Raw genomic sequence first — 18,915 nt, 5'->3', positions numbered from 1 at the left:
TTTTCCTCCTGAACGCCCGGAATATGCCCGCGTCCCTCAGATGCGGTTCTGTTATGATGAGGTGTTGTAATGATCCAGAATTACGCTCTGCGCAAAATTGGTTCGCTGCCGATGTCGGATGCAACTGTCGGCACACTGCTGATGATCGTAGCGATGCTGTTGTTGCCGGTCGGGGATACGTTTGCAAAACTGCTGACCGGCACGATGCATCCGGTCGCAGTGGCGATGTGGCGGATTCTGGCGCAGGCTGTCTTTCTGATTCCGGTCGCGTTTTTGCTGCGCAAACGCCTGCGCGGTGCCATGTTCTCGCCGATCGTTGCGTTGTCGGGCGGGTTGCTGGTGATTTCGCTATCAAGCCTGATCGCCTCGTTCTCCGTGATGCCGATCGCCACGGCCATCGCCATCTTCTTTGTCGAGCCGCTGATCCTCACCGTTCTTGCGGGGTTGCTGCTGCGTGAACGGGCCGGACCGCGCCGCCTGATTGCCGTCGGCGTCGGGCTGATGGGTGCGCTGATCGTGATCCGTCCCGGGCTGTCAACCTTTGGCTGGGCCACCGCTTTGCCGTTGCTGTCGGCCTTTGCCTATGCGCTCAACATGATCGTACTGAAGCGGGCCTCGGTCACACGCTCGGCGCTGACGGTCCAGTGCGGTGCGACAATCTATGCCGCGATTGGCATGCTGGTTCTGGTCGGCGGGCTGTCGATGCAGGCCGGCGGAAACATGGTGCCGCCAGCTGGTCAGCTATGGGCCTGGGTTCTGATCCTTTGCGCCGGCGCTGTCGCCGCGACCAGTTTTGTTCTGATCGCCGAGGCATATCGCACGGCGGACGCGACAGCGCTTGCGCCGTTCCAGTATCTTGAGATCGTTACCGCGACGACGCTTGGATTCTTTGTGTTCGGTGACTTCCCCGATATGTTCACCTGGCTGGGGATCGCGATCATTCTGGGCTCTGGCATCTACATCTTCCACCGAGAGGGACAGGCGGACACGTCGGCACCACGGCGGAAGCGGGTCGCGCGTTGACAGAGCTATGCTGCTTGCGGCTGTCACGGGTACTCCAAAAGCCGGAATTAGCCACGCTGCACCTGCGACGTAGGGCTGGTCAATTACCCCTCCGGTTCGGGCAACACGGCGCGCCTGGTCGCAGCACTTGGGGTGGGGGCGCAGCGCATCCCGATCCGGCCAGCCGATCCCATGTCATCGGTGCCAGACCGAAGCGTTCTGAACCGCCCCAGCTATGCCGCCGGTGACGAGCGGGGCACCGTGCCCAAGCAGGTCATCCGCTTTCTCAACAGCCCATCCGGCCGCGCCTTGCTGCGCTCGATCTGGGCGGATGTATTCGCGCGCAAGCTTGCTCGAACCGACAAGAATGAAATTGCCCGTCGGGTTCGAGAGGCTGCGGAAATGCTCGGGCTTCAGCCCTATCTCGCACGCTATCCCCGTCAATTGAGCGGCGGTCAACGGCAGCGTGTGGCGATGGGGCGCGCCATGGTGCGCAAGCCTTCTGTGTTCCTGTTCGATGAGCCGCTTTCAAACCTAGATGCAAAACTCAGCGTCCAGATGCGCGCTGAAATCAAGCAGAACCATCAACGGCTCGGAACGACGACTGCTTATGTGACTCACGACCAGATCGAAGCAATGACCATGGCCGACAGGATCGTGGTATTGCAGGGAGGCAGGATCGAACAGATCGGGACGCCTCTGGATCTGTATGATCGCCCGGCAAACCTGTTCGTGGCCGGGTTTATCGGGGCGCCGGCGATGAACAGGTTCGAGGGAACACTGGATGGCAACGAATTCGTTGCCAAAGACGGCTCCCGCATTCCGCTTGGCATCAAAGTACGGAACTCCGACGGGCTGCCCGTGACCTTGGGCATCCGCCCCGAACATCTCCACATCGATGATGAAGGAGGTTCGGCGGAGGTTTTGACCGTAGAGCCCACGGGGCTGGACACGCAAGTCATCGTTCGTTTTGCGGGCAAGAAGGCGACCTGCATCTTCCGACAGCTTTCAGACCTGCCACTCGCTGACCGCACGGACGCGATCGAGTGCCTTCTCCAAAAGGTGCGGTGAAGAGATGGATGCCAGTGCACAGATCGACATTTCGAGAAGTCGAACACATCAGATACGTTGCGTGGCCGGATCTGGCCGTCGGAATCAAGTATGCAATCTGTTTGCGCGTCGGAATTTCTCTGGCCGCCGCTACAGATCTGCCATTGATCGTATACGAGGTGCCGGGGCGCGCCGGTAGACCACTCCCCTTGGGCTCGCTCGAGCGCATTCTTGATTTGCCGAATGTCGCGGGGATCAAGTTCACCTCAACCGACCTGTTCAAGTTCTTGATGTTGCGTCGCCGCCGGCATGCTGAACTATTTTACCGTCGCCTCGGCGATGCTCGGTTTCTGATCCGCACTCCTCTCAGTTTCGCCCATTAGGCTCGGGCGCGGCAGCTTCCGGATCTGGCTCGATGCGCGGGTCGAGCGCCAATGCCGTGGGTGAGCTGTCAGGAAGCGGCACGAATTTCTCGCGCTCTGCCTCTGGCAATTGGGGCACCGAGCGAACGTTGGACAAGACGAAAAGCGCGTAGGCTATTGCGATCGCGGATTCGAAGACAAAGAACGATGAAGGTCCAAAAGCCGCCATCAGTCCCGAGGTAAGCAGTGGGCCGATAGTCGCGCCGATGGAATAGACCATCAGCAAGCGCCCTGACGCCGCCACATAATACTTGCGATCCAGCCGGTCGAAGGTCTGGGCGACGCAAAGCGGATAAACGCTGCTGATCGCGCCGCCAAAGGCCAGTGCCATGACCATCAGCGCGATCAACGAAACCCCGTTCGCGATCGAGATCGACAGAAGGCCCCATGACGCGCCCACGGCGATCAGGATGCCTGACATGACGATGCGCCGGTCAAACCTGTCCGCCAGCATCCCGATGGGAACCTGGAAGGCGAGGCCTCCCAAGACCACGACCGACATGAACATGGCCGCTTCGGATACGCTGAGGCCGATCTGGCGCGCAAAGACGATGGCCAGCCCGTAGAACGATCCGATCAGAATGCCGGCAACGCCGACCTTGGAGGCCGCGAAAATCTGTCTCACCCCCAGAACCCGGATATCGCGAAGATCCGGCTTGCCCAAACGCGTCATCGCAATGGGAATGAGTGACAGGCCGATCAGCACCGCAGACAGATCCAACAGCTCGCCATCGCCAACCGGGGCGACGTTCACCAATGACTGACCCAGTGCCATCGCAACATAGAAAGCCAGCATATAAAACCCGAGAACACGCCCGCGGGCCTCGTTACTGCTGCGCTCGTTCAGCCAACTCTCGACCGAGGTTGTCATGCCGGCAATGCAAAACCCGTTGATGACCCGCAGGATCACCCAGGCGGTCGGGCCAAAGAAGGTGTCATAGGCCAGACAGGTTGCGGCCGTCACCGCCGCAAAGACCGAAAACGCGCGAATATGGCCGATCCGCAGGATGATAATTTTCGACCGGAACCCGCCAAGAGCCAGCCCCAGATAATAGGCGGCCATGATCGCACCGATCAGCGCGACAGGATAGTCAGCAGCTTCCATGCGGAGCGGGAGCACCACACCGAGCAGACTGTTGCCCGCTACAAACGCTGCTGTTCCGCCAAGAAGCGACCTTACCGAAGCCAGCGTTTCGCGTATGTTCTGGGCCATGGTGTCCATCCCGATTTCTTGTCCCATCAAGAGAGTCGGGACCTGCAACCTGTATAGCGCGAATCTAGGATGTGTACGTTGGTCATGCAAAAGCCCCGGCCTTGGCCGGGGCTGCATCGAGGCTCGATCACCTCATGCGGGTCTGTGTGGGGCGGCTGGTGGGTCTCCGGTCAGGCCGGCCATTGCGCTCCGTGTGTGGCACGCAAGGGGTGAAGTTCAGATCGGAGCACCATCGTCGAGCTGACGCACGACGCGCGGGATATCCCCGCGATAGATGCCGATATCCCGCAATTCCCGATCGGACAGGGTGTGGAGTTGGTTCGCCGTTTCACGACGTTTCCACGATCTTTTCATTGTGCGGACCAGCCGGCCCAGAACGCCGGTGGCATTTTCGTATGGCCATTCATGCGCTGCCTGCCGGACCATTTCACGGGTGATATATGCGGACATGTCATCCTCCAATTCAAAACTACTGTTGCCGCGACGACGGCAGCCGCGAATTGGATGTGGAACGCAAAGGTCCAACCCCCGCTTTCGGAAGCCATCGTCCTGTTCATGTGGTCGAAGAGAGATCAAGAAACCCCGAGGCGCAGACAGCACAATGGCTGGCCCGCCCGGGGTTACCGGCGGTTCAGTAGCCTTCCCGCTTTCGGCGGGAACCTCATATGGAAGCTGAACTTCGTCATGCGCTACATCTGGTGTGCGTCCAGCGCATTTTCAAGCCTGCTCGGGCCGGCTGTGCCTTTTCTGCCACTTCTCGGATCAGGGCCAGGCACTGCTTGGTCGCGGCCCATCAGCGTCCATGACGCCGGACCGAAACGCTTCCGTGTCGATTGATGCTTGCGCTCCGGGCAACTGGGATATTGCAACCTTATGGATATTATCCTGCTCACGACCACTATTGCGTCGTTGTTCCTGCTGGTCGGCGCGGCGGATCCGCCAGCGCGCTATTTGCGCCTGCGCTACGCGGTGACGAATTGACAGGTGATCCCCGCCCGGTGGGCGCTTACTGAAGTTCGGCAAGCGCCCTCTTGATCTGCTTGAGCATTTCCGCCCGATCCTCACCTTCCATACCCTCATCGGTGGCGCGCATGTAGCTTTTCTTGTCGTCCCGCCATTGTTCGAGCATCGTGATCTTTTCTTCGCGGCTCACCGTATCGTCGCGCAACAGCGCGTCCGGTGTTTCATATTTTCCGAAATACGGCACGGCAATTCTCCTTCGAGTGATTTGAGCGAAGGTTAACTTAAGATAAGTAAAGGCAACAAGAGGTCTGTTACTGGGCGGCCGGTTTGCGAAGCTGTTGGAATTGTCCGAGCATTATTTCCGAGTGACTTCAGGCAGGTCTTCGGCCAACATGACGAGGCTGCGGATGAAAAACCGGGAGGGCGTCGATGTTACTGAGCATGCATGAGCAGGAACGGCTTATGGTCTACACGGCCGGCAAGCTTGCGCTGGAGCGCAAGGAGCGGGGTCTGAAGCTGAACCTGCCCGAGGCGACCGCGCTGCTGACCTCCTATCTTCTGGAAGGGGCACGCGACGGAAACACGGTCACGGACCTCATGGAGTCAGGGCGCAACGTCCTGAGCCGCGAGGATGTGATGGAAGGCGTGCCGGAAATGATTGCGCAGATCCAGGTCGAGGCGACATTCCCCGACGGCACCAAGCTTGTCACAGTGATGGAGCCGATCCGATGACACTCAAACTCAATCCCTTCGCCCAGCTTGTGTCTGACAACAAGGATGCCGCCCGGGCGAAACATGTGTCCGACGATCCGGGGCGCGAATACGACCAGACCAGTTCCGACGCGCCCGAGCAGACGAAATCCTCGGGTGTCAGCGCGCCCAGCACACCGCGCCGCCCTGGTGGCGGCACGCGTCAGGCACCGCGTCGGCAGTCCGAGGATGTGCTGGATGAGGTACGCGATCCGCTGGTGCCCGGCGAGATCCTTTACGGGGAGGGCGATGTCGTGATCAACGAGGGGCTCGAGGTAACGACCATCCGTGTCGCCAATACCTCTGACCGTCCTATCCAGATCGGTTCGCATTTCCATTTTGCCGAAGTGAACGCGGCACTGGAATTCGACCGCGCCGCCGCCTGGGGCAAACGCCTTGCGGTGCTGTCTGGCGGTGCCGAGAGATTTGAACCCGGTGCCGTGGCCGAAGTGAACCTGGTACCCATACAGGGCAAGCGCATCGTGCTTGGCCTGCGTGGCCTGTGCAAAGGAGATCTCGACAATGCAAAGGATTGATCGCCGCGAATATGTGGCCTCTTACGGGCCGACCAAGGGCGACCGGATCCGGCTGGCTGACACCTGCCTGACCATCGAGATCGAAGAGGACCGCTCCGGCGGGGGCGACGAATCCGTTTTCGGCGGCGGCAAGTCGATCCGCGAATCCATGGGGCAATCCTCGCATACCCGCGCTGAAGGCACGCCCGATCTGGTCATTACCGGGGCAGTCATTCTGGATCACTGGGGGATCATCAAGGCCGATATCGGCATCCGCGACGGGCGGATCGTGGGGATCGGCAAGTCAGGCAACCCCGACACGATGGACGGGATCGACCCCGCGCTGGTCATCGGCCCCTCGACGGAGATCATGGCAGGCAACGGGTTGATCGCCACCGCAGGCGCGGTGGACACACATGTGCATTTCGTAGGGCCGCAGATGCTCCAAGTTGCGCTGGCCGCGGGCGTCACGACCGTCACCGGTGGCGGCACCGGTCCGACCGAGGGGTCCAAGGCGACGCTGGCCACGCCCGGTTCCTGGTGGATGGAGCGGATGCTGGAAGGCTTCGATCCATGGCCCGTCAACGTTCTGTTCCTGGGACGCGGCAACACCATGTCCAAGGAAGCGATGTGGGAACAACTGCGCGGCGGTGTCGGCGGCTTCAAGGTGCATGAGGATTGGGGTGCAACCCCCGCCGCCATCGACGCCTGCCTGTCGGTGGCCGAGGAATCCGGCGTACAGGTCGCCATCCACTCGGACACGCTGAACGAGGCAGGCTTTGTCGAGGATTTGCTGAAGGCGGTCGCTGGCCGCACCTTCCATGCCTTCCATACCGAGGGCGCGGGCGGCGGGCACGCGCCCGACATCATCTCAATCGCGGGCGAGCGGAACGTGCTGCCCGCTTCGACCAACCCGACACGGCCCTTCACGAAAAACACCGTGGCGGAGCATCTGGACATGGTGATGGTCGCCCATCACCTGAACCCGCAGGTGCCAAACGACCTGGCCTTTGCCGAAAGCCGGGTGCGGGCGGGCACGATTGCCGCCGAGGATATTCTTCAGGACATGGGCGCGATTTCCATCATGTCGTCGGACGCGCAGGCGATGGGCCGGATCGGTGAAACGGTCATGCGCACATGGCAGACCGCGCACCAGATGAAGAAGCTGCGCGGCTCGGCTCCCGGCGACGACCGCGCCGACAACCATCGGGCGCGCCGCTACGTGGCGAAATACACCATTTGCCCCGCCGTGGCGCACGGGATGGAGCGCGAAATCGGCTCCATCGAAGTGGGCAAAAATGCCGATATCGTGATGTGGCAACCGGCGCTGTTTGGGGTGCGACCCCACACCGTATTCACCGGCGGCATGGTGGCCACGGCGGCACTGGGCGATCCAAATGCTTCGATCCCGACACCGCAGCCGGTGATGGAGCGGACCGGCTTCAACGTCCATTCGCCCGCGTCGGGTGCCACCAGCCTCGCCTTCGTTTCGCAGGCGGCGATCGACGACGGGTTGGCGGACCGGATCAACACCAACCGCAAATTCGTTGCCATCGAGAGCACGCGCGGACGTGGCAAGGAGGACATGCCGGAAAACACCGCCCTGCCGAAGATCGAGGTCGATCCCGACACCTATTCGGTGAAAATCGACGGCGAGATCGCCGATCACGAACCGGCCGATGAAGTGCCGATGGCACAGCGATACTTCCTGTTCTGAGATGGAAACCGCCGGCATGGAAAGGCAAGCAGCCCTGTTGCTGCTGGCGGATGGTCGTCTGCCAGCAGGCGGCTATGCCCATTCCGGCGGGCTGGAACCCGCTGTCACGGCGGGGTTCGTCGCCGATATGGCGGGGCTTGAGAAATTCCTGATTGGCCGCGCGGAAACCACCGGGTTGATTGCGGCCGCTTTTGCGGCGACGGCTTGCGCGCGGGCGGCCGCCGATGATCTTAGCGATCTGGAAACACTGGCGGTGGAGCTTGACGCGCGTACGCCATCGCCCGAATTGCGCAAGGTCTCGCGCGATCTGGGGCGACAATTGCGCCGCGCCATGAGCAGTATCCATCCGCATCCGTTTTTTGCTGCTCTGGGCACTGCGCCGCATCAGCCCATCGTGATGGGAGTCGCGGCGGCGGTTCTGGGTCTTGGCCCGCGCGATGCCGCGCTCGCGATCCTGCATGAAAACAATTCCGGCGCGGCGGCAGCGGCGGCCAAGCTGATGCGGGTCGATCCGTTCGATGTGCATGCCATCCTTGCCCGGATGACGACACGGCTGGATGCGCTGGCGGGGCGGGCCGCGGTGGCTGCGGAGGGCGCTCCCGCCGATCTGCCGTCGCCCGGCGCACCCTTGTCCGACATCGCCGCCGAGCATCACAGGAGGCGGGATGTACGACTCTTCGCGTCATAACCCGACCCACGGCCCCATCGGTGCCATGTCCGCGCGCGCGGTGCTGTCCAGCGAGCTTGGCCCGAAGGGCAGCAGCCGTATCGGCACGCTGCGATCCGACGGGCCTTTGGTCCTTCGCAAGAGCAATCCCAAGGGACCCGAACCGCTGGCCCATCGGCGGCCCGACGTTGCCCGCGTCGCGCTCGCGGCAGGAACAGCAGGACCGCTGGGAGGGGACGATTATGCGCTCGACGTGCTGGTTGGGGCAGGCAGCACGCTGGTACTGCAAGAGGTCTCGGCCATGCTGGTGCTGCCAGGGCTTGGTGGCGCGGGGTCGCATATGGCGATCAGCGTGACCGTGGAGGCGGGCGCAACCTTCATCTGGCTGGCCGAGCCGATCATCGCGGCGCATCGCTGCAACCACCGCCACGATGTGCGGATCGCCCTTGCGCCCGATGCCCGTATGATCCTGCGCGAGGAGATGCTTTTGGGCCGTCATGGCGAAGCCGCCGGCGATTTCGCAAGTCGGCTGCGCGTCACGCGTGGCGGCGCTGCCCTTTATGACCAGCAGATTAATTTCGGGCCCGGGAGCGATGGTTGGGGCGGGGCCGCCGTGTTGGGGAAGAACCGCGCGGTCGGCTCGGTGATCGCGGTCGATCCCGACTGGTCCGACGCGGTGCCCGCGGCATTGCCCTATGACACGAACGCCGCCCTGACACCGCTGGCCGGGCCGGGCGTCGCCATCGGCGCGGTCGCACCCCACAGCCTTTCCCTGCGCCATCTTCTGACGCGCGGCATCAACGAACTCGGGCCCCCCTGGGCCATCTGAAGGAGACCAACCCATGCATGACGAGACCACAACAGCCCCGCAAGCCCGTGCGCTACGCCTTGGCGTTGCCGGTCCCGTGGGCACCGGCAAAAGCTCGGTGATCGCCACGATCTGCCGACACCTGCGCGACGAGTTTGCGCTCGGGGTCATCACCAACGACATCTATACCGACGAGGACGCGCGGTTCCTGAAATCCGAAGGCGTGCTGCCCGAAGAGCGTATTCGCGCCGTCGAGACGGGCTCTTGCCCGCATACCGCGATCCGCGATGATGTGACGATGAACCTGATGGCGGTCGAGGACATGGAACGCGATTTCGCGCCGCTCGACATCGTTCTCGTGGAAAGCGGCGGCGACAACCTGACCGCGACATTCTCGCCCGCGCTGGTGGATGCGCAACTCTTCGTGCTGGACGTGGCCGGCGGCGGCGATGTCGCACGCAAGGGCGGACCGGGGATCAGCGGTGCCGACCTCCTGGTCATCAACAAGATCGATCTTGGGCCGTATGTGGATGTGGATGTCGAGCAGATGGTCACCGACGCCGAAAAGGCCCGTGACGGTGGGCCGGTCCTTGCGCTGTCGCGGAAACATCCCGATACGGTGGAAAAACTATGCGACTGGGTACGCGAGATGCACAAGACCTATGCCGGCGGCGGCCACATTCCCGTCGATCCTGGTCCGATGGCACCGCATCATCATGCGCATGACGACGGTCATACCCATAGCCACGAATAATGGCCGGGATCAGACGGACGAAGTGACTGCAATCTGAAAGGTGCCGATGGACAGTCTGGGCTGGCAGATAAAACATGCACTGCGCATGGTCGTGTCTGGTTCAGGTGCATACCTACTGGTGTTCTCGCTTGGTCTTCAGGTGGATTTCTCGGCGGTCATAACCGCCATTTTCGTCACCCAAAGCAATGTCGGCGGGTCGTATCGCGTCGCGGTCGAGCAGTTCTTCGCGGCGATTGCCAGCGCGATCTGCGGAGCGGGCGCCGCCGCGCTGATTCTGCCGCAGGATCCTGCATCGACGGCCATCGCGCTGGTCATCGCCCTGACGCCGCTGGCCCTGCTTGGTGCCCGTTCGCCCGGTTTTCGGGTCGCACCGATCAGCGCCGTCATCATCCTGCTGGAAGGGCCGGGATTCGAACTTCATACGCTGACGCTCGCCCTTGACCGGGTGCTGGGTGTCGCGCTCGGCTGTGGTGCCGGTGTGGTGGTGTCCCTGACGGTGTTTCCCGCGCGCGCCTTGTCCGCCGCTGTTGAAACCGCCGGTCGGGTCACGGCCTTGCTGGCCCGGCAGATGCAGATCCTATCAAGGAACGAGCCATCGCTTCGTGGTGAACACGGCGCTCTTGCGGCGCAGGTGCGCGAAAACCTCGTGCGGCTTGATGAACTGGTGGAGGAAGCCGAGCACGAGCGACGAGGAAGATCCACACGCTATTCCGGCACACCGCGCCTGCTGCGGGCTCTGCGGAGACTGCGCCACGATACGGACATGCTACGGCGGGCAGGCCGCGATATCAGCAGTGACGCGCTGCCAGCCAGCATTGCCACACCTTGGTGCGAGGCCGCGGGTAGCGCCGCCAAAACCTTGCGCGGTATTGAACGCCTTCTTGCCGGCGGGAAAGTTCCCGAGGATTTCGACACACTCACCCCCGCCGTGCGCGCCTATCTCGGCACCTTGGAGGATATACGAAAAAGCGGCGAGGCGGCGACGCTGCCGCCCGCCACCCTTCGGCGCATGTTCGGGATCGGGTTCACGCTAGATCAGTTCCGGCGGGATATCGGCGACATGATCGAGATCGCACAAGAGGTGCCGAAGCCAAGGCCCGGTCTTGTCGCGGCGATGAAAGGCTGGCGGTCGGCACGCGGCTGATGCAGGCGCATTGGGCCGAACGACTTGCCGAATTTCGCGACAAGCCCTACGGGACATCGCCTGCGGGGCTTTATTACTTCCCGTAGGGTAGTAGCGCCGCGCTCAGCCTTCGCCGACCCCCTTTTCGATCCTTTCGCCCAGCGTCTCGTCGACGTTACGCCAATACTCGAACGCGCGTTTCAGCACCTTTTCGGATACACCGTCCTTGAGGTGGCCGACGACATTGCTGACCAGCCGGTCGCGGGCGGCATCATCCAGCACATCGCGCACCAGGGTGCCGGCCTGCCCCCAGTCGTCGTCATCCTCGCGCAGGGTATAGGCTTGGCGAACCATGTCGCCATCGGCATACCACAGTCCGGCATCGTCGGTGAGCGAGGGATCGGCGGCCGGTCCGCCGTAGGAATTGGGCGCATAGACCGGATCCGAGACGTTCTCGACCCGCATCGCGCCATCCTTGCTATAGCTGTGGACGGGTGATTTGGGTCGGTTGACCGGGATCTGCTTGTAATTCGCGCCCAACCGCGCGCGGTGCGCATCCGAATAGGAAAAGCCGCGCCCCAGCAGCATCTTGTCAGGGCTCAGGCCGATGCCGCGCACCAGGTTGCTAGGTTCGAACGCCGCCTGCTCGATTTCTGTGTGGAAATCGGTCGGGTTGCGGTCCAACGTCAGCCTACCCACCTCGATCAACGGATAATCGGCATGGGGCCAGACCTTGGTCAGGTCGAACGGGTTGAAGCGATAAGTCCGCGCATCTTCGAAGGGCATGATCTGCATCTTCAGGGTCCAGCTGGGATAATTCCCGTCGCGGATCGAGTTGAACAGGTCGCGGCGATGGTAATCGCCGTCGGTGCCGGCCAGGCGGTCGGCCTCTTCCTGGGTCAGGAAATCGTTGCCCTGATCGGTCTTGAAGTGGTATTTCACCCAGAACTTCTCGCCATCCGCATTGACCCACATGTAGGTATGGCTGGAAAAACCATCCATGTGCCGCCAGGTCTTGGGAATGCCGCGGTCACCCATCAGCCAGGTGACCTGATGCGCCGATTCCTGCGAGAGCGTCCAGAAATCCCACTGCATGTCGTGGTCGCGCAGACCCGAGTCGGCGCGGCGTTTCTGCGAACGGATGAAGTGTTGGAATTTCATCGGATCGCGCAGAAAAAAGATCGGCGTGTTGTTGCCGACCATGTCGTAATTGCCCTCACTGGTGTAGAATTTCAGCGAAAAGCCGCGCGGATCTCGCCAAGTGTCGGGGCTGCCCTGTTCGCCGGCAACGGTCGAAAACCGGATCAACGTATCGGTCTTCGTGCCAGGCTGAAACAAGGCGGCCTTGGTATATTTGCTGACATCCTGCGTCACTTCGAAATGGCCGAACGCGCCTGCCCCCTTGGCATGTGGCTGGCGTTCGGGGATGCGCTCGCGGTTGAACTGCGCCATCTGCTCGATCAGGTAGTGGTCGTGCAAAACGATCGGGCCATCGGCACCGATGGTGAGCGAATGCTCGTCACTAGCGACTGGAATGCCCGCATCGGTCGTGGTGGGTTTTTTGGCGTCGTCGGTCATGGTCATATCTCCTCACGCTTACGGTACACCGAATCTCCGACAAGCCTAGCAGGAATCAGACTTCTTTTGTGGGCGCTCCTGTTTCAGCGGCAATAAGGAGCAACAGCCAACAGCGGGATCGTCAGCGCGAGAGGCAACCATGACCGGCGGCGGGCATGATGAGCACTCACATCGGCATTCCGTTCGGCGACTGGATGGGCCACTCGGTTTTTGGCTGAGGGCAGTTTGCGTTGGCAACGCCGGCGGTCTGGATCCGTCGCCCTTACTTCACGCGCGGCTGGCGTCGGCCGTGAACCCATGAGGTATTTGGCATTACATGCAATAATGACGGCAATATTATCGCCCTGCACCGCAACAAATAGACACTCCATATCGGACGTAGGCAAACGCGAATACACTGGAGGCACAGAATGGGTACCCAGCTAGTTTGAAGGCTGAGCATACGCTCTGCGGAACACAAAGGAGCGCGCTGGCGTTTAACCCCCGGACCTAGCACGTCCCCATCTTGACCCAAGAGGAGAATGATAATGTCTGTCAAACTTGCCATAATCTACTATTCCACCTACGGCACCAATCATCAGATGGCCTCCATCGCGGCCGAAGCGGCAAAGGACGCAGGTGCGGAAGTGCGCGTGCTGAAAGCGCCGGAAACTGCACCCGAAAGCGTTGTAGCGGGTCAGGACGCGTGGAAAGCACAGGCCGAAAAGACAGCAGATATCCCTCAGGCATCCGTCGAGGACATGGAATGGGCGAATGCCTATCTTATCTCCGCCCCCACCCGGTTCGGCGTCATGGCCAGCCAGATGCGCGCCTTCATCGACACGCTGGGCGGCATCTGGAGCAAGGGCGGTTTGGCGAACAAGCCGGTTTCGGCGATGACATCCGCGCAGAACACCCATGGCGGGCAGGAAACGACGCTGATGTCCTTCTATGCCACGGTCATGCACTGGGGCGGGATCGTCGTAGCACCCGGCTATACCGACGAGGTGATCTACAAGACCGGCGGCAACCCCTATGGCTACAGCCACAATGCTGGCGAGGATTTCTCGGACGAGGCCAAAACCGCCATCGGCCATCAAGCGCGGCGTCTGGTCGAGATTGCGGGCAAGCTGGCCTGAGGTTTGCCTGCCGCAATCAAGCCCGCATTTTCTGAAAGGATGAACACATGATGGAACTTCACCTCGATGGAGCTTTGAAATGAGCTAGTCCCCATGCCCCGATCCTGTCTTGGGGGACGCCGAAGGTGTAGATGCCATCGAAACCCTGATCGTGCCGCGCGCTGTCGACCTGGGCGAGATGGAGGTGCGTCGCGCGCTGCCGTCGACCAAGCGTCAGATGGTCGGGCCCTTCATCTTCTTCGACCAGATGGGACCGGCGGAATTTCTGACCGATCAGGGGATCGACGTACGTCCGCATCCGCATATCAACCTTGCCACGCTGACCTATCTGTTCGAGGGCGAGATACTGCATCGCGATTCACTGGGAACCGAACAGACCATCCGCGCCGGTGCGGTGAACTGGATGAAGGCGGGGCGCGGCATCGTTCATTCCGAGCGTACATCGCAGGAGCGCCGGAACACCGGCCAGCGGCTGTTTGGTCTGCAGACATGGGTGGCCTTGCCCGAGGCCGACGAGGAAACCGCGCCCGATTTCATCCATTACGGGGCGGACACATTGCCGATGCTCGACAGCGACGGGATCAAGGCACGCATCATCGCGGGGGAGGCTTTCGGGCAGAAAAGTAGTCTTAAAACGGCGTCCGAAACCCTCTATGGCGATGTTGAATTGCAGGCGGGTACAAGCGTGCCGATCGATGCCACCTATGAGGAACGTGCGCTTTACACGATTTCCGGCGAGATTGAGATCGCGGGCGACCGGTTCGGCAAGGGCCAGCTTCTGGTGCTGCGCCCCGGCGATGCGATCACGGTCAGGGCCAGCAAGGCCGCACGGTTCATGCTGTTTGGCGGCGCGCCGATGGGCGGGCCGCGCTATATCTGGTGGAATTTCGTGTCGTCCCGACCCGAACGTATCGAAGCGGCGAAACAGGAATGGGCCAGGGGCCGGTTCGACACAGTGCCGGGGGACGAGGCCGACTTCATCCCGCTCCCTGAGAGCATCGGCAAACCGCGCCGCGCTTCCGGTGGGGTCCGCTACCCCTGAACCTGAGACAGGAAAGGGCGCAACATAGCGCAAACGATCCCCGGCCTGCATCACGGCACTGTCATTCCCGGCGCGCCGGATCCCGAGCGATACGTGAAATGCGCTCCCAGCGACAAAAATATTCCGATAATAGACGTTATGTTAACTACCGGGGAGTGTATCCCCTTGACATGCGGCGGTTCCTGAGCGGTGTTTAGGCAAGGACGAACCGGCGACACACCTCCAAACCCCGGTGTCGCCATCACGCATTGGTATTTCAGGCATATTAATCCCTAAACGCGTCGCTAGCTGTTTGCCCAGCCGGTCCTGAGCGACATGCCAAGCGCGCTTGGAGACGTTGATCATCGGGACGCGGTTTGGCCCGCAACGCGGTGAAGGTCACCCCAATCGTTCAAAAACCACCCATATTGCGTGCCAGGATGCAAACTCTGGACAAGCTCTCATAACCGTCTTTGATAAGAGTGTAGCGGGTCACTTTGAAATTTTGCGCCTCGCTTTTTCGCGGTAGGCGCAATGGCCGCACGGTCCGGCGGCTCCCTGCCATCCGTGCGGTTGTCGCTCATCTCGTCATCCAGCCACCATCCACGGTGACACAGGACCCGGTGACATAGCCGCTGGCCGGTGCACAAAGAAATAGCATCGCCGGTGCCAAATCCTCGGGGCGGCCCCAACGACCTGCAGGAATCCGTTCAAGAATGGCAGAAGCGCGATCGGGATCGTTCCGCAAGGCTTCGGTATTGTCTGTGGCGATGTATCCCGGCGCAATCGCGTTTACAGTGATGCCGCTGCCCGCCAGTTCGTTTGCCATCGCGCGCGTCAGCCCGAGGATGCCATGTTTTGCGGAGGTATAGGACACCACGCGGATACCGCCCTGAAAGGACAGCAGCGAGGCGATATTGACGATCCGGCCCGCAATGGAAGCGTTCACCATGCGCCGGGCGACCGCCTGGCTAAGTGAAAACGCGGCGGTGAGGTTTATCTGCACCACGGCGTCCCAGTCCTCTTGCGAGAATTCGAGCAAGTCCTGGCGGCGAATCTGGCCTGCATTGTTGATCAGGATGTCGACCTCATCGACGGTGTCGCAAAACGCCCTGACTGCGGCAGGATCAGTCAGATCGACCTGATGCTGTTCGAAATGCCGGCCCAGAACGACAACTGCCTCCGCCGTCTCTGGCATCGGCTCCGAGCCGAGACCGATTATGTCCGCCCCCGCTTCGGCGAGCGTTTCGGCGGCCAGGCGTCCTAGGCCGGTGCGGGCACCAGTCACCAGCGCCCGTTTGCCAGTCAGGTCGAACATCCGCGCGATGCCGGTCATCGCATATCCTCCATCGGGACCATGTCCATGTCAGCAAAAGACTGATTGTCTCCAGCCATCGACCAAATGAATGTATAGCATGCGGTGCCCGCGCCGCAATGGATCGACTGGGCCGGCGACAGCACCGCTTGTGGGTTGCGCATTATCAGGTTCTGGGTCGCACGCGGACGGCCCATAAGATGATTGACAAACGCGCCCTCGTCCATGTCGAAATAAAGGTAGGTCTCCATCCTGCGGTCATGGAGGTGGGCCGGCATAGTGTTCCACAGGTTGCCGGGTTCAAGTCGGGTCAACCCCATCAGCAATTGGCACGTCGGTACGATATCAGGCACCAGATACTGGTAGAGCTTGCGCTCATTCGAGGTTTCCCGACTTCCCAACTCTTTCAGGATCGCCTCATCCTGCGCGGCCATGCCAAGGTACAGCACGTCAAAGCGGCTAACGCGATAGATCTCGTTATCCGAATTGATTGTGGCCGGGCCGCCAATATTGATCAGGCCAAGTTCCCGACGTTCGAGGCAACTATCCGTTCCGACCAGTTCCGCAAGGTCCGGTCCAAAGCCAATCGGCGCGTCGGCCGGTGAGATACCGATCAACATGTTGCGGTCATAGTGAGGCAGCGTGGCCCTGATTTCCCCCAGGACGAACAGGTCTTCGATCACGAAATGGCGTCGCAGGTCGTCATGACCCAGCGCTTTGGCCTGTTCATAGTGGATGGCATGACGTGTCTCGATGCGCATGGCGATACTCCTCGGCGGGTTGGTCTTTGATCGGGTTCGGCGTTGGAGGCAGCTTCAAAATCATACGACGTGCTTGGACAGCAACCGACGCGGTTCGGGGCCTGCATCGATATTCCGGTTTGCCAACGACGGGAACAATCAGTAGTATACTAGTAGTCCACTATATTGGAGCATGCCATGAATCGAAAGCCAAAAGTACTGATCCACGGGACCGGATTTGCCGGACAAGGCCACGCCGAAGCTTTTCGGAGCGCTGGTTCTGAAATTGTCGGCATTGTCGGACGGACAGCCCATGTCGTAAGCGACGTGGCCAAGAAAATGAACATTCCCAATGTAGGCACCGACTGGCAAGAGGCGTTGAGGGCCTGCCAGCCGGACATCGTCTCGATCGCCACGCCGGGTGGCGCACATTACGAGCCGATCAAGCAGGCCATCGAATTCGGCTGTCATGTGTTCTGCGACAAGCCGATGACGGAAAGCGCTGAAACAGCGGTCGGACTATACGATCTTGCGAAGGAAATGGGCGTCAAGACCGCCTATGCGGCCAGTTTCCGCTACACCCCGAGTGTCCTGCACGCCAAGCAACTGGTCGCTGATGGCGCGATCGGTGAACCGGTCGAGATCGAGTGCATCTCCCACTTCAATCTGGAACGCGACATCCCCTTCGGCTGGTCACACCGCAAGGAAGACGGGGGCGGTCGGCTGAACAACAATTTCACCCACACATTGTCGATTGCCATGGCAGTGGTGGGCGAGAAAATTCTGAATGTCATGGGCGAGGTCCGCGACGATCTGGGCCGCGCGCCGATTGTCGACGGTGTGCACAACTTTGCCACGCGACGGAATTTCATTCCCGAGGACCTGACTGATCCGTCTCTGGAGTGGGGCGAAAGCAACGTGGAATGGTCTTATACCGTTATGGCGCAGCTTGAGAGCCCGTTTGCGCAGAAGCCTGTATCGGTGCTGTTCAAACACGGCGGGCTGGTGCCGCGCTTTCATGACGATCACATAGTGTTCTACGGTACCAAAGGCGCGATCTTTATCAAGGGCCACTACGGCAGTGGCCAGTTGTCTTTGTATGGTGCGGACAAGACCTGGAAAGATCTGCCCTTGCCTGCCGAAATCGCCGATACGGTGCCGGACGTAAAAGGCGACACCGAGCAGTGCTGGCATTACCTGGCCCGCGAATTCGTCCGTGATATCAGCGGCGAAACAGTCGAGCCCTATCCGACCTTCAAGCAAGGCAGCCAGTACCAGCAGATCATTGAGATCATCCGCAGCAACGGCAACTGGACAGATGTGTCCCGGTTGGCATGAGGAGCGTAAAACGATGAAAATCACAGATGCCAAGGTATTCGTGGGTGGCCCTGCAAAGAACTATGTCACCCTGAAAATCGTGACCGATCAGGGCGTTTTCGGTCTGGGCGATGCGACGCTGAACAACCGCGAAACCCTGCCCGCCGCCTATCTCCGTGACTACCTGATCCCGAACCTGATCGGCATGGATCCGCGCCGCAGCGAAGACATCTGGCAGTTCCTCTATCGCGGTGCCTATTTTCGCCGCGGACCGATTGCCATGGCCGCGTTCGGGGCGATCGACATGGCACTGTGGGATATCAAGGGCAAGCTGGCGAACATGCCGCTCTACCAATTGTTCGGAGGCAAAAGCCGCGACGGCGCGATGGTCTATGCCCATGCGACCGGCTCTGACCTCGACGATTTGATGGACAGCATCGCCCATTATGTCGAACAGGGCTACAAGGCCGTGCGGGTGCAATGCGGCATTCCCGGTATGCCCTCAGCCAGTTACGCCGTCCCCGAGAGCAAGGGCGAAGGAAAGCACTACATAAGCGATTTCAGTGGCATACGCCCAAAGGTCGAGGTCTGGGACACCGGGCGCTACATGCGTTATATGCCCGGTGCGCTGGCCGAAATCCGCGCCCGGTTCGGCCCCGAACTACATATCCTGCACGACGTGCATCATCGCCTGACCCCTCGCGAAGCGGCGGAGTTTGCAAAGGCGGTCGAACCTGTCGGGCTGTTTGTCTGTCGTCATATAAAATGGGACATCAGAGCGGCTTGAACATTGGAGGCTCTGGTTCGGTTGTTTGATTGATTATGCTGCTTGTTTTTGATGT

At 61.0% G+C, this 18,915-nt stretch carries 20 protein-coding genes; 14 read left to right on the top strand and 6 right to left on the bottom strand.

Annotation, left to right across the window (positions count from 1 at the left end; all coding sequences use genetic code 11):
• The first annotated feature begins 69 nt into the window (after positions 1-69).
• The 3 genes from B8991_RS19480 to B8991_RS22070 all read left to right on the top strand — a co-directional run bounded on the left by B8991_RS19480 (position 70) and on the right by B8991_RS22070 (position 2,435).
• Positions 70-1,023: a DMT family transporter gene (locus B8991_RS19480; RefSeq protein ID WP_084354954.1), complete on the top strand. Its 954-nt coding sequence runs from the start codon at positions 70-72 to the stop codon at positions 1,021-1,023.
• Between the two features lie 75 nt (positions 1,024-1,098).
• On the top strand, positions 1,099-2,073 hold the full coding sequence (locus B8991_RS19475) for an ATP-binding cassette domain-containing protein (RefSeq protein WP_412781140.1): 975 nt from the start codon (positions 1,099-1,101) through the stop codon (positions 2,071-2,073).
• An 8-nt stretch (positions 2,074-2,081) separates the two neighbouring features.
• Positions 2,082-2,435: a dihydrodipicolinate synthase family protein gene (locus B8991_RS22070; RefSeq protein WP_235866710.1), complete on the top strand. Its 354-nt coding sequence runs from the start codon at positions 2,082-2,084 to the stop codon at positions 2,433-2,435.
• Here the strand turns inward: B8991_RS22070 and B8991_RS19465 are convergent.
• From B8991_RS19465 to B8991_RS19455, 3 genes are all read right to left on the bottom strand, one after another.
• Positions 2,419-3,687, bottom strand: a complete 1,269-nt coding sequence (locus tag B8991_RS19465) for an MFS transporter (RefSeq protein WP_084354970.1) — start codon at positions 3,685-3,687, stop codon at positions 2,419-2,421. The two genes, B8991_RS22070 and B8991_RS19465, sit on opposite strands and share 17 nt — an antisense overlap.
• Positions 3,688-3,903: 216 nt before the next feature.
• Entirely contained in the window at positions 3,904-4,137 is a 234-nt protein-coding gene (locus B8991_RS21775; protein WP_084354952.1) for a DUF1127 domain-containing protein, read from the bottom strand.
• Between the two features lie 556 nt (positions 4,138-4,693).
• Entirely contained in the window at positions 4,694-4,894 is a 201-nt protein-coding gene (locus B8991_RS19455) for a hypothetical protein (RefSeq protein WP_084354951.1), read from the bottom strand.
• Positions 4,895-5,079: 185 nt separating this feature from the next.
• On the opposite strand from B8991_RS19455, the gene B8991_RS19450 reads away from it, so the two are divergent.
• From B8991_RS19450 to B8991_RS19420, 7 genes are all read left to right on the top strand, one after another.
• Complete coding sequence (locus B8991_RS19450) at positions 5,080-5,382, top strand: urease subunit gamma (protein ID WP_084354950.1); 303 nt, start codon at positions 5,080-5,082, stop codon at positions 5,380-5,382.
• 233 nt (positions 5,383-5,615) lie between these two features.
• The gene (locus B8991_RS21770; protein WP_218673268.1) at positions 5,616-5,936 is read left to right on the top strand and encodes an urease subunit beta; all 321 of its coding nucleotides are present in this window, start codon (positions 5,616-5,618) and stop codon (positions 5,934-5,936) included.
• Positions 5,923-7,632, top strand: a complete 1,710-nt coding sequence (locus B8991_RS19440; RefSeq protein ID WP_084354948.1) for an urease subunit alpha — start codon at positions 5,923-5,925, stop codon at positions 7,630-7,632. The genes B8991_RS21770 and B8991_RS19440 overlap by 14 nt, the downstream gene beginning before the upstream one ends.
• Before the next feature lie 16 nt (positions 7,633-7,648).
• Complete coding sequence (locus B8991_RS19435) at positions 7,649-8,320, top strand: urease accessory protein UreF (RefSeq protein ID WP_084354969.1); 672 nt, start codon at positions 7,649-7,651, stop codon at positions 8,318-8,320.
• Positions 8,298-9,128: an urease accessory protein UreD gene (locus B8991_RS19430; RefSeq protein WP_084354947.1), complete on the top strand. Its 831-nt coding sequence runs from the start codon at positions 8,298-8,300 to the stop codon at positions 9,126-9,128. Before B8991_RS19435 ends, B8991_RS19430 begins: the two co-directional genes overlap by 23 nt.
• A gap of 13 nt (positions 9,129-9,141) precedes the next feature.
• Positions 9,142-9,861: an urease accessory protein UreG gene (ureG, locus tag B8991_RS19425; protein WP_084354946.1), complete on the top strand. Its 720-nt coding sequence runs from the start codon at positions 9,142-9,144 to the stop codon at positions 9,859-9,861.
• 46 nt (positions 9,862-9,907) lie between these two features.
• The gene (locus B8991_RS19420) at positions 9,908-11,005 is read left to right on the top strand and encodes an FUSC family protein (RefSeq protein WP_084354945.1); all 1,098 of its coding nucleotides are present in this window, start codon (positions 9,908-9,910) and stop codon (positions 11,003-11,005) included.
• 102 nt (positions 11,006-11,107) lie between these two features.
• Here the strand turns inward: B8991_RS19420 and B8991_RS19415 are convergent, their stop codons facing one another.
• Positions 11,108-12,562, bottom strand: a complete 1,455-nt coding sequence (locus tag B8991_RS19415) for a catalase (RefSeq protein WP_084354968.1) — start codon at positions 12,560-12,562, stop codon at positions 11,108-11,110.
• 527 nt (positions 12,563-13,089) lie between these two features.
• Here B8991_RS19415 and wrbA point away from each other — a divergent pair.
• Together wrbA and B8991_RS19405 are read left to right on the top strand one after the other, a co-directional pair.
• Positions 13,090-13,680: an NAD(P)H:quinone oxidoreductase gene (gene wrbA / locus B8991_RS19410; protein WP_084354944.1), complete on the top strand. Its 591-nt coding sequence runs from the start codon at positions 13,090-13,092 to the stop codon at positions 13,678-13,680.
• A gap of 109 nt (positions 13,681-13,789) precedes the next feature.
• Positions 13,790-14,722 (top strand): pirin family protein, encoded by a 933-nt coding sequence (locus B8991_RS19405; RefSeq protein ID WP_143514675.1) that lies wholly within the window; start codon positions 13,790-13,792, stop codon positions 14,720-14,722.
• A gap of 559 nt (positions 14,723-15,281) precedes the next feature.
• Here the strand turns inward: B8991_RS19405 and B8991_RS19400 are convergent.
• Both B8991_RS19400 and B8991_RS19395 read right to left on the bottom strand, forming a co-directional pair.
• A complete protein-coding gene (locus B8991_RS19400; protein ID WP_084354943.1) occupies positions 15,282-16,037 on the bottom strand; it encodes an SDR family oxidoreductase in 756 nt (251 codons plus the stop codon).
• Positions 16,034-16,777 carry a 5-deoxy-glucuronate isomerase gene (locus B8991_RS19395; protein WP_084354942.1) on the bottom strand — a complete coding sequence of 248 codons (744 nt, stop codon included), beginning with the start codon at positions 16,775-16,777 and terminating at the stop codon, positions 16,034-16,036. The genes B8991_RS19400 and B8991_RS19395 overlap by 4 nt, the downstream gene beginning before the upstream one ends.
• A 177-nt stretch (positions 16,778-16,954) precedes the next feature.
• Between B8991_RS19395 and B8991_RS19390 the strand changes: the two genes are divergently transcribed.
• On the top strand, positions 16,955-18,094 hold the full coding sequence (locus B8991_RS19390; RefSeq protein WP_084354941.1) for a Gfo/Idh/MocA family protein: 1,140 nt from the start codon (positions 16,955-16,957) through the stop codon (positions 18,092-18,094).
• A gap of 13 nt (positions 18,095-18,107) precedes the next feature.
• Entirely contained in the window at positions 18,108-18,860 is a 753-nt protein-coding gene (locus tag B8991_RS19385; protein ID WP_235866709.1) for an enolase-like domain-containing protein, read from the top strand.
• Positions 18,861-18,915 lie beyond the last annotated feature (55 nt).

Source organism: Primorskyibacter flagellatus (assembly GCF_900176485.1).
Classification (GTDB): Bacteria; Pseudomonadota; Alphaproteobacteria; order Rhodobacterales; family Rhodobacteraceae; genus Primorskyibacter; species Primorskyibacter flagellatus.
This window is presented reverse-complemented; position numbering and strand designations above follow the sequence as displayed.

Coding starts and splice junctions, on each gene's coding strand:
- B8991_RS19450 (WP_084354950.1), top strand. CDS start 5,080: ATGTTACTGAGCATGCATGAGCAGGAACGGCTTATGGTCTACACGGCC.
- B8991_RS19420 (WP_084354945.1), top strand. CDS start 9,908: ATGGACAGTCTGGGCTGGCAGATAAAACATGCACTGCGCATGGTCGTG.
- wrbA (WP_084354944.1), top strand. CDS start 13,090: ATGTCTGTCAAACTTGCCATAATCTACTATTCCACCTACGGCACCAAT.
- B8991_RS22070 (WP_235866710.1), top strand. CDS start 2,082: ATGCCAGTGCACAGATCGACATTTCGAGAAGTCGAACACATCAGATAC.
- B8991_RS21775 (WP_084354952.1), bottom strand. CDS start 4,137: ATGTCCGCATATATCACCCGTGAAATGGTCCGGCAGGCAGCGCATGAA.
- B8991_RS19395 (WP_084354942.1), bottom strand. CDS start 16,777: ATGCGCATCGAGACACGTCATGCCATCCACTATGAACAGGCCAAAGCG.
- B8991_RS19400 (WP_084354943.1), bottom strand. CDS start 16,037: ATGACCGGCATCGCGCGGATGTTCGACCTGACTGGCAAACGGGCGCTG.
- B8991_RS19415 (WP_084354968.1), bottom strand. CDS start 12,562: ATGACCGACGACGCCAAAAAACCCACCACGACCGATGCGGGCATTCCA.
- B8991_RS19435 (WP_084354969.1), top strand. CDS start 7,649: ATGGAAAGGCAAGCAGCCCTGTTGCTGCTGGCGGATGGTCGTCTGCCA.
- ureG (WP_084354946.1), top strand. CDS start 9,142: ATGCATGACGAGACCACAACAGCCCCGCAAGCCCGTGCGCTACGCCTT.
- B8991_RS19440 (WP_084354948.1), top strand. CDS start 5,923: ATGCAAAGGATTGATCGCCGCGAATATGTGGCCTCTTACGGGCCGACC.
- B8991_RS19390 (WP_084354941.1), top strand. CDS start 16,955: ATGAATCGAAAGCCAAAAGTACTGATCCACGGGACCGGATTTGCCGGA.
- B8991_RS19385 (WP_235866709.1), top strand. CDS start 18,108: ATGAAAATCACAGATGCCAAGGTATTCGTGGGTGGCCCTGCAAAGAAC.
- B8991_RS19430 (WP_084354947.1), top strand. CDS start 8,298: ATGTACGACTCTTCGCGTCATAACCCGACCCACGGCCCCATCGGTGCC.
- B8991_RS19480 (WP_084354954.1), top strand. CDS start 70: ATGATCCAGAATTACGCTCTGCGCAAAATTGGTTCGCTGCCGATGTCG.
- B8991_RS19465 (WP_084354970.1), bottom strand. CDS start 3,687: ATGGCCCAGAACATACGCGAAACGCTGGCTTCGGTAAGGTCGCTTCTT.